Source organism: Kitasatospora sp. NPDC097605 (genome assembly GCF_040302725.1).
In the GTDB taxonomy this organism is placed as follows: Bacteria; Actinomycetota; Actinomycetes; order Streptomycetales; family Streptomycetaceae; genus Kitasatospora.
Map to the genome: position 1 here is coordinate 223,548 of NZ_JBEOSF010000009.1, position 10,095 is coordinate 233,642.

The window sequence follows — 10,095 nt, forward strand, 5'->3', positions numbered from 1 at the left end:
TCGATCACGGCTTCCACTCGACGGGCAGGTTGGGCGCCTCGCTGCCGCTCGGCGGGACCTGGAGGGTCTTGAGGGTGAACTCCATCACCTGCTTGAACACCGGGCCGCACAGCTGGCCGCCGAAGTGGCCGTTGACCGGGTCCTGGATCACGCAGGAGACGGTGACCCGGGGCTGGTCGGCCGGGGCGAAGCCGATGAAGGAGGCGGTGTAGCCGCGGTAGCCGCCGGCCTTGGGGTCCACCCGGTTGGCGGTCCCGGTCTTGCCGGCGACCCGGTAGCCCGGGATCGCGGCCTTGCCGCCGGTGCCCTGCTCGTCGGAGACGACCGACTCCAGCATCTCGGTGAGGGTCTTGGCGGTCTGCTCGCCGACCACCCGGGACTGCTCGGGCGCCGGGGCCGCGGAGTACTTGCCGTCCGGCGCGGTGGTGCCCTGGACGACGCTGGGCTCCACCCGGACCCCGCCGTTGGCGATGGTCGAGAACACCGAGGTCGCCTGCAGCGCGTTGACCGACAGGCCCTGGCCGAACGGGATCGTGTACTGCTTGGACGCCTTCCAGTCCTCCGGCTTGTCGAGCAGGCCGGCGGTCTCGCCGGGGAAGCCGAGACCGGTCGGCTGACCGATGCCGAACTTCCGCAGGTAGTCGTAGAGCACCCGGTTGGCCTCGGGCTGGGTGGCGCCGAGGGTCTGGGCGGCCTCGATGGTGCCGATGTTGGAGGACTTGGCGAGCACACCCGCGAGGGTGAGGTACCAGGTGTCGTGCTCGACGTCGTCCTTGAACGCCACGTCACCGCGGACCAGCGGGTACGGCACGGTGACCTTGGTGTCCCAGGTGGCCTTGCCGGTGTCCAGGACGGCCGCCATGGTCATCAGCTTGGCGGTGGAGCCGGGCTCGTAGGCGTCCTGCAGGGCGGCGTTGCCGAGCTGCGAGTTCCTGGCCGTGCTCAGGTCGTTCGGGTTGAAGCCGGGCGAGGTGGCCATCGCCAGCACCTCGCCGTTGCGCACGTCCTGGACGATCACGTAGCCCTTCTCCGCCCCGGCGTTGGAGACCTGGTCGGTGATGGCCCGCTGGGCGGCCCACTGGATGTCGCGGTTGATGGTCAGCCGCAGGTCGCTGCCGGGTACGGCGGGCTCCAGCGAGCCGCCCGCGGTGGGCACCAGACGGCCGCCGGCCTGGGCGTAGCTGCTGTGGCCGTCCTTGCCGGCCAGGAGCTTCTGGTACTGCTGCTCCAGCCCGCCGGCGCCCTCGCCCTCGGCGTTGACGAAGCCGACCAGGTTGGCGGCCAGCCCGTCGGACGGGTAGACCCGCTTCTGGGTGTCCCGGTTGAAGACGCCGGCCAGCGGGTTGACGCACTCGTTGTCCAGCCGGGTGCGGCCGCCCTCCTCGGCGGGCTTGTTCAGCAGCCGCTTCTGGGCCTGGCAGGCGCGCGATCCGGCCTGCTTCTCCAGGCCGGACTTGAGGTCGCTGATCTGGTTCTTGACGTCCGGGGTCTGCTGGGCGGCCAGCCGCTTGTAGCGGCTCTTGGGGGTGTGCAGGTCGGCGGCGATCTTCTCCTTGGGCACGCCGAGGATCGGCGCCAGCAGTGCGGCCGCCTGCTCGGGGGCGTCGGGCAGACCGGTTGCCTCGGGGGTGAACATCGCCGGGTCGGCGGTGATGTCGTAGGCGTCGACGGTGGCGGCCAGGGCGACGCCGTCGGAGGACGTTATCGAGCCGCGCTCGGCGGTGATCGGGATGTTCAGGTAGCGGTTGGTGTTGGCGTCGGCGGCCAGCGCGTCGGAGTCCAGCAGCTGGAGCTGGACCAGCCGCCCGGCGAAGATCGAGAACACCACCGAGAGCACGATGGTGATCACCCGCAGCCGGCGGCGCGGATCGGCCAGCCGGATCCCCCGGGAGGCCGGGCGGCGGGCCGGCGGCCGGCGCTGGGGGCGCGGCCGGGGGGCCGGGAGGCGTCCGTCGGGGCGGCGCTGCTGCGGGGCGCGCGCGGGGCGGGGGCGGCCGGACTGCTCCGCCCGGGCGCCCTGGCCCTTGGCGGCCGCCGGCTTGGCGGGCTGAGCCTTCGGGTTCGGCGCCTTGGGACCCTGCGCCTTCGGGTTCGGCGCCTTGGGGCTCTGGGCCTTGGGACTCTGGGCCTTGGGACTCTGCGCCTTCGGGCCGGGGACACGGCCGGCGGACTGCCCGCGCGGGGCGGCCGGGCGCGGCGCGGCGCCCTTGACCGGGCGGCGCCCGTCGGCACCGCCGGAGGGCTGGCGGGGCGTGCTCATCGGCCGGCACCCCCGCTCGCGTGCGGCGACGGCTGCGCCGGGCCCGGGTTGACCTGGACGGTGACGTCGCCACCCGGCGCCGGGCCGGTCGGCGAGGCGGCGGCGGTGGGCGGCGGCGGGGCGGCCGGGGTGCCGGTGCCGGCGGCCGGCGCGCCCTCGGCGGGCTGCGTCGTCGGCTGGCCGGTCGGCTGGGTGCCCGGCGCGGGCTGCTTGCCGGGCCACGGTTCCGCGGTGGACCGTTTCACCGGAGGGCTGTCCTGGGCCGCCTTGGGCGTGCCGACCACCGCGCCGCCGTTCGGCAGGTCGAGGAAGGCCATCCCGCCGGCCGGCACCATGCCCAGCTCGGCGGCCCGGCGGGCCAGCGCGTCCGGCGCGGAGTTCTGGTCGATCTGGTGCTGCAGCCCCTGCTGCTCGTCGGTCAGCACGGTGGTCTGCCGCTGCAGCCGGGACAGCTCGAAGGAGCCCTCGTTGAGCGCGGTGTTCAGCGCCAGCAGCCCGAGCAGTCCGGCCCCGAGCAGCAGCACCACCAGCACCGCGAACGGCGTACGCCCCCGCACCGGCCGGCCCGGGCGCACGGTGATCCGCGCCCTGCCGCTCTGCCCGGGGAGCAATCGGCTCCCCGCCCCGCCTCCGGCCACCGGCCCCACTGTCTTTCCTCCGCCCTTCGGACCGCCCCGGTGCCGGTCAGCGCCGGGTGCTTCGGTCCCTGATCCTCTCCGCCACCCGCAGCCGCACGGGCGCGGCGCGCCGGTTCTCCTCGATCTCCTCCTCCGTGGCCAGCTCGGCACCGCGAGTGATCAGCTTCAGCCAGGGCTGGTGCTCCTCGGGGATGAACGGCAGCCCCGGCGGGGCGGTGCTGGTCGCCCCGGCCGCGAAGTACTGCTTGACCAGGCGGTCCTCCAGCGACTGGTACGACATCACGACGATCCGCCCGCCGAGCGCCAGGACGTCCAGCGCCCCGGGGATCGCCCGGTCCAGGACCTCCAGCTCGCCGTTGACCTCGATCCGCAGCGCCTGGAAGGTCCGCTTGGCCGGGTTCCCGCCGGTGCGGCGGGTGGCGGCCGGAATGGCGTTGCGCACCAACTCGACCAGACGCGCGCTGGTGGTGAACGGTTCCTTCTCGCGCTCCCGGAGGATGACCGAGGCGATCTTGCCGGCGAACCGCTCCTCGCCGTACAGCTTGAGGATCCGGGCCAGTTCGCCGTGGCTGTAGGTGTTCAGCACCTCGGCCGCGCTGATCCCCCGGGTCTGGTCCATCCGCATGTCCAGCGGCGCGTCCTGGGCGTAGGCGAAGCCGCGCTCGGCCTCGTCCAGCTGCATCGAGGAGACGCCGAGGTCGAACAGGACGCCGTCGGCCTCCGGGACGTCCAGGCGCTCCAGCACCTCGGGGATCTCGTCGTAGACGGCGTGCACCAGGGTGGCCCGGTCGCCGAAGCGGGCCAGCCGCTCGCCGGAGAGCTTGAGCGCCGCCGGGTCGCGGTCCACCGCGATCAGCCGGACGTCCGGGAACTGGGTGAGCAGGGCCTCGCTGTGCCCGCCGAGGCCGAGGGTGGCGTCCACCACCACCGCGCCGGGCCGCGAGATCGCCGGGGCCAGCGCGTCCATGCACCGCTGCAGCATCACCGGGACGTGCTTGGGTGCCGGCTCGTTGGTGGTCATGCGCTGTGGCGCCCTTCCTCGGTGCGAAAAGCCGCCCGACGTCCGGGGAGCTCCGACCATTCTGTCCCACCACGCGGCGCGGCGGTCGCACGGGCCGGGCCGCGCGGCCCGTGGTCCCCGCCCGCTCCTGGGGAAGGTCGTGACCGCCCGGCGCCGGGGAAGGTGCGCCAGGTGGCACGGAGAGCGGGTGGAGGCCACGGGCCGCGTCGGTCACCGCACGGCCGGAAAGGCCCGGTTGACGGGCCCCGGCGGGTGTGCTCCACTGCGCCGCAACTCTATCGCGCACGCCCCTCCAGTCAATGGCCCGCTCCGGCGCACCACCCGGGCGGCGGTACGGATCACCGCAGGTCGCGAGGGTGCTCGTGGCACATGCCACGGGCCCTGCGCACCACCCGGTCGGCCGACGGCGCCCCGCCCTCGTTGTGGATATGCCTTCGGTCACAGGAGCCCGCTCTGTAGCAATCAGCCCCACCGCGAACGGGGAAATCGCACTAACGTCTTCACCATGACAGTGACCCCCGACCGGCCCACGCCGACCGCCGCTGCCGACTCCGCCTCACCGACCATCATCGACCGCTTCGTGGCCTCCAACCGCGACTACGCGGTGACCTTCCGCGACGGCGGCATGGATGCCCGCCCGGTGCAGAGGATCGCCGTGGTGGCGTGCATGGACGCCCGTCTCGACCTGTTCGCCGCGCTCGGCCTCGAACTCGGCGACGCCCACGTCATCCGCAACGCGGGCGGCGTGGTCACCGACGACACCATCCGCTCCCTCACCATCAGTCAGCGCGCCCTGGGCACCCGCTCGGTCGCGCTGATCCACCACACCGGCTGCGGCCTGCTCGGCCTCACCGAGGACTTCCGGCGCGAGCTGGAGGTGGAGGTCGGCCAGCGCCCGCAGTGGGCGGTCGAGGCCTTCGTCGACCTGGACAGCGACGTCCGCCAGTCGATGCAGCGGGTGCGCACCTCCCCGTTCCTTCTCCACACCGACGACGTGCGCGGCTTCGTGTTCGACGTCCACACCGGCCTGCTGCGCGAGATCGACTGACCCCCCGCCGCCCGACCGGCCCGGCCAGCGCCGTCCGGGCCCCGGCGGGCGCTCCCGGCCCCCTCCCGACCTGCGCGGCCCTTCCAAGTGGTGACTTCTGGCGTCCGCAGGGGGGAGAATGCGCCTGCCGGTCTGACCTCGAACCACCTGGGGCGGCCAGCCGCAGGCCGTCCCCCGGCACCCGGCTCCCGCACGCGGAACCACGCCCGGAGGGGCCGCGTCCAGCATGGGGTGGGGCCGGGCTCGGACGGAGCCGGTCGTGGTGTGCCAGGGAGCGAACGGGTGACGAGCTACAGCGATCAGGCCGGTCTCGACGGTCGTGCGGGAGGCGGCCAGGAGGCACCGGGCTACGCCCCGGTCGGCCTGCCGGAACTCGCCGCCGTCGTCGACCGGATCCGGGCCAACATCGAGAGCGTGATCGAGGGCAAGCCGGAGGCCGTCCGGATCGCCCTGACCGTACTGCTCGCCGAGGGCCACCTGCTGCTGGAGGACGTGCCCGGCGTCGGCAAGACCATGCTGGCCAAGGCGCTCGCCCGGTCCGTCGACTGCACCGTCCGGCGCATCCAGTTCACCCCCGACCTGCTGCCCTCGGACGTCACCGGCACCAACATCTTCGACCAGCAGCAGCGCGACTTCGAGTTCCGCCCCGGCGCGATCTTCGCCCAGATCGTGGTCGGCGACGAGATCAACCGCGCCTCGCCCAAGACCCAGTCCGCCCTGCTGGAGTCGATGGAGGAGCGCCAGGTCACCATCGACGGCACCAGCTACGAGCTGCCCTCGCCGTTCATGGTGGTCGCCACCCAGAACCCGGTCGAGATGGAGGGCACCTACCCCCTCCCGGAGGCCCAGCGGGACCGCTTCATGGCCCGGATCTCGATCGGCTACCCCAGCCCCGAGGCCGAGTTCGCGATGCTCGACGTGCACGCCGGCGCCAGCCCGCTGGACGACCTGCAGCCGGTCGCGCACGCCGCCGACATCCTCAAGCTGATCGACCTGGTCCGCACCGTGCACGTCGCCGACCCGGTCCGCCGCTACGCCGTCGACCTGGTCGCCGCCACCCGCAACAGCCACGAGCTGCGGCTCGGCGCCTCGCCGCGCGCCACCCTGCACCTGGTCCGGGCCGCCCGCGCCGCCGCCGCCCTGGACGGCCGCGACTACGTCACCCCGGACGACATCCAGCGGCTCGCCGTCCCGGTGCTCGCCCACCGCCTGATGCCCACCGCCGAGACCCAGCTCAGCCGCCGCACCGCCGAGCAGATCGTCGCCGACCTGGTCGCCCGGCTGCCGCTGCCGCGCCCCCAGCAGGGCGGCCCGGCCGTCCGGAGGGGCTGAGGGTGGGCCCGACCGACGAACCGTCGGGCCTGCGCGCCGGCCTGCGCGGCCTCACCACCCGGGGGCGCTCCTTCCTCGCCGCCGGACTGACCGCCGTGGTCTGCGCGTACGTGCTCGGCCAGGACGCGCTGCTGCGCGTCGGCGTGCTGCTCGCCGTCCTGCCGCTGGCCGCCGCGCTGCTGCTGGCCAACACCCGCTACCGGGTCGCCAGCGGCCGCCGGCTCACCCCGCACCGGGCGGTGGCCGGCCAGGAGGCCCGGGTGCACCTGCGGGTGGACAACGTCTCGCGGGTGCCCACCGGCGTGCTGCTGCTGGAGGACAAGGTCCCCTACGTGCTCGGACCGCGCCCGCGGTTCGTGCTGGACCGGGTCGAGCCGCGCGGCCACCGCGAGGTCTCCTACCGGGTCCGCTCCGACCTGCGCGGCCGCTACCCGCTCGGCCCGCTCCAGCTGCGGCTCTCCGACCCGTTCGGGATGTGCGAGCTGAACCGCTCGTTCTCCGCCTCCGACGTGCTCACCGTCGTCCCGCAGGTGCTGGCGCTGCCGCACGTGCGGCTGAGCGGCGAGTGGGCCGGGCAGGGCGAGAGCCACACCCGCTCCCTCGCGCTGGCCGGCGACGACGACGTCATCCTGCGCGAGTACCGGGCCGGCGACGACCTGCGCCGGGTGCACTGGAAGTCCACCGCCCGCTACGGCGAACTGATGGTCCGGCGCGAGGAGCAGCCCCGCCGGGCCCGCGCCACCGTCCTGCTGGACACCCGCGAGATCGGCCACCGGGGCAGCGGCCCGGCCTCCTCCTTCGAATGGGCCGTCGGCTGCGCCGCCTCCGTCGCCGTGCACCTGCTGGAGCGCGGCTACCAGACCCGCCTGCTCACCGACACCGGCCGCGCCGTGCCCGGTCCCGAAGGGGACGGCGGGCACACCGCCGCCGACACCTCCGGCGTCATCCTGGACGCGCTCGCGGTCGTCGACCTCTCCGACGGCGCCGGGCTCTCCCGTGCCGAGGAGCCGCTGCGGACCGGCGGCGAGGGCCTGCTGGTGGCCGTCCTCGGCGAACTCGACGAGGAGCAGACCGCCCGGCTCGCCCGGCTGCGCAGCCGCACCGGCGGCGCCGTCGTGTTCCTGCTCGACACCGGCACCTGGGCCGGCCTGCGCCTGCTCGCCCCCGAGACCGGCGGCGAGGAGTTCCGCGACCGGGCGCGCCGGCTGCGCGAGGCCGGCTGGACGGTGCTCACCGTCCGCGCCGGCGACTCCGTCCCCGAGCTGTGGCGGGCCGCCGACCGGGCCGAGTCGCCCGCCCCCTACCGAGAAGAGGCCGGCGCGTGACCACCCGGGCCAAACTGACCGTGTACTCGGCGCTGGCCACCGCGCTGGCCGCGCTCTGCCTGACCCCGCTGCTGACCACCAAGGGCTGGATCGTCCAGGCCTTCCTGGCGATCGCGGTCGTCGCGGCGGTCGGCGCCGGACTGCGGCGCACGCCCTTCTACCGGTGGACCGTCCCGATCGCCCAGCTGCTGGCGCTGTTCGTCCTGCTGCTGCTCGCCTTCGCCTCCTCCGCGGCGGTCTTCGGCGGCGTGGTGCCCGGCGGCCAGTCGGTCCGCACCCTCGGCCGGATCCTCGGCCAGGGGTTCACCGACGTCCGCGACTACGCCATCCCCGCTCCGCCCAACCCCGGTCTGCGGCTGATCCTGGTCGCCTCGGTCGGCCTGATCGCCGTCGCGGTGGACACCGTCGCGGTCACCTACCGCCGCTCGGCCCTGGCCGGGCTGCCGCTGCTCGCGCTCTACTCGGTCGGCAACGGCCTGGCCGGCGACCAGAGCAGCTGGCTCTGGTTCGCCACCGCCGCCTGCGGCTACCTGGTGCTGCTGTTCGCCGAGGGCCAGGACCGGGTCTCCCGCTGGGGCCGGGTCTTCCGCGGCTCCGACCGCAGTGAGGGCGGCGGCCTGGGCTCACTCGGCCAGAACGGCCGCCAGGTCGGCGTGGTGGCCCTGGTGCTCGCCCTGCTGGTGCCGGCCTTCCTGCCGCGCTGGGGCTCCGGCCTGCTGCAGACCGGCTCCGGCACCGCCACCGGCCGGCACGGCGAAGGGGGCGTCAGCAGCCTCGACCCGCTGGTGGCCCTGACCGGGGCCCTGCCCAGCCCGCGCGGCGTCGAGCTGTTCACCTACTGGACGGAGAGCCCGTCCGCCGGCTCCACCTACCTGCGCACCGGCGCGCTGGACGCCTTCGACGGCACCACCTGGAAGCGCGGCTCGTCGGAGACGGTGCCGTTCACCGGCGCCCTGCCCGCCCCCGAGGGCCTGGGCCCCGTCGACGTGCCCGAGGCCAAGACCGAGGTCGCCGTCGGCAACCGGCTGGACGACGCCTGGCTGCCGCTGCCCTACCCGGCGCGGACCGTCAACCTGCGCGACAACTCCGCCTGGCAGCTCGACCCCGACACCGCCAGCCTGCTCCCCGCCAAGGACAAGGCGATCAAGGGCCTCAAGTACACGGCCACCGGGCTGGAGGTCCAGCCCACCGCCTCCAGCCTGCGCAGCGCCCCCAAGCCGCCCGACCGGATCAGCCGGCAGTACCTCACCGTCCCGTCCGGCCTGCCCAAGGTGGTCGAGCAGACGGCGCGCGACATCACCAAGAACGCGTCGACCCAGTACGACAAGATGGACGCGCTGCGCACCTGGTTCACCGGCCCCGAGTTCACCTACGACGCCACCACCAGGCCGGACAACGGCGGCGACGCGATGGCCGACTTCCTGGCCCGCCGCCGCGGCTTCTGCGTCCACTTCGCCTCCACCATGGCGGTGATGGCCCGCTACCTGGGCGTCCCCTCCCGGGTCGCGCTCGGCTTCACCCCCGGCGACACCAAGGGCAACAACGTCTACTCGGTGACCGACGCGATGTACCACGCCTGGCCCGAGCTGTACTTCGAGGGCTACGGCTGGCTGCGCTTCGAGCCCACCCCGACCCGCGGCGTCCAGCCCGACTACTCGGACCCGGTCTCCGCCCCGGCCACCCAGCCGACCACCGCACCGGCCCCCCAGCCGGGGGCGACCGGGCCGGTCCAGGTGCCGTCCGCCAACCCGGACTGCGACGCCAGGCTGCGCCGGACCGGCGACTGCGACGACCGGCGCGACACCGGGGCCCGCGCCGACGAGGGGGTCGGGCTGCCCTCCGGGAAGGCCCTGGCCGGTCTGGGCGGCGTTCTGGTCCTGGTGGCACTGCTGCTCACCCCGATGGTCTGGCGCGCCCGGCTGCGCCGGCGCCGGCTCGGCCCGGGCGGCAGGCGCCGGCCCGGCGGGCCGGGGCCGGAGGGGCTCACCGACGCACAGGTGCTGGCCGCCTGGGACGAGCTGATCGACTCCGCCTGGGACCTCGGCATCCCGCCGGACGAGTCGCGCACCCCGCGCGCCGCAGCCCGGCGGATCGCCGAGACCGGCGAGCTGGACGAGGCCTCGGCGGCCGCCGCCGGCCGGGTGGCGCTGGCCACCGAGCGGGTGCTCTACGCCCGCTCCGCGCAGGTCGGCGAGCCGCTGGCGGTGGACGTCCGGACCGCCCGGGACGGCCTGCGGGCGCGGGTCGGGCGGCGCGGCCGGATCAGGGCGCTGCTGCTGCCGGCGTCCTCCGCCCAGCTGCGGTGGCGGATCTCGGAGGCGCTGCTGACCGCCCGGCTGAAGGCCGGCGCCCGGGTGGCGCGGGTGTTCGGGGCGGCACCGCCGAACGGGTCGGCGAGCTCGCCGCCGGACTGCCCGGGCTGGCGATCCGGAAGGTCCCGGTCGAGCCGCTGCTCGGACGGATCTGGGAGC

Annotated in this window: 7 protein-coding genes; 4 read left to right on the forward strand and 3 right to left on the reverse strand. The window is 74.8% G+C overall.

From position 1 onward, the window contains the following. Nucleotides 1-4: 4 nt before the first annotated feature. The 3 genes from ABTX81_RS13700 to rsmH form a co-directional block, all read right to left on the reverse strand. Complete coding sequence (locus ABTX81_RS13700) at nt 5-2,260, reverse strand: peptidoglycan D,D-transpeptidase FtsI family protein (RefSeq protein WP_350544136.1); 2,256 nt, start codon at nt 2,258-2,260, stop codon at nt 5-7. Continuing rightward, complete coding sequence (gene ftsL, locus ABTX81_RS13705; protein ID WP_502892769.1) at nt 2,257-2,871, reverse strand: cell division protein FtsL; 615 nt, start codon at nt 2,869-2,871, stop codon at nt 2,257-2,259. Before ftsL ends, ABTX81_RS13700 begins: the two co-directional genes overlap by 4 nt. Nucleotides 2,872-2,944: 73 nt before the next feature. Beyond that, nucleotides 2,945-3,919, reverse strand: coding sequence for a 16S rRNA (cytosine(1402)-N(4))-methyltransferase RsmH (rsmH, locus tag ABTX81_RS13710; protein ID WP_350544138.1), 975 nt, complete (start codon nt 3,917-3,919; stop codon nt 2,945-2,947). Nucleotides 3,920-4,424: 505 nt separating this feature from the next. Between rsmH and ABTX81_RS13715 the strand changes: the two genes are divergently transcribed. From ABTX81_RS13715 to ABTX81_RS13730, 4 genes are all read left to right on the forward strand, one after another. Next, nucleotides 4,425-4,967 (forward strand): beta-class carbonic anhydrase, encoded by a 543-nt coding sequence (locus tag ABTX81_RS13715; protein WP_350544140.1) that lies wholly within the window; start codon nt 4,425-4,427, stop codon nt 4,965-4,967. Nucleotides 4,968-5,249: 282 nt separating this feature from the next. Then, nucleotides 5,250-6,299, forward strand: a complete 1,050-nt coding sequence (locus ABTX81_RS13720) for an AAA family ATPase (RefSeq protein ID WP_502892770.1) — start codon at nt 5,250-5,252, stop codon at nt 6,297-6,299. Nucleotides 6,300-6,301: 2 nt separating this feature from the next. Further along, nucleotides 6,302-7,624, forward strand: coding sequence for a DUF58 domain-containing protein (locus tag ABTX81_RS13725; protein WP_350544142.1), 1,323 nt, complete (start codon nt 6,302-6,304; stop codon nt 7,622-7,624). Further along, nucleotides 7,621-10,095, forward strand: a 2,475-nt coding sequence (locus tag ABTX81_RS13730; protein WP_350544143.1) for a transglutaminase TgpA family protein, incomplete at its 3' end; no start/stop codon positions are given. The genes ABTX81_RS13725 and ABTX81_RS13730, both read left to right, overlap by 4 nt.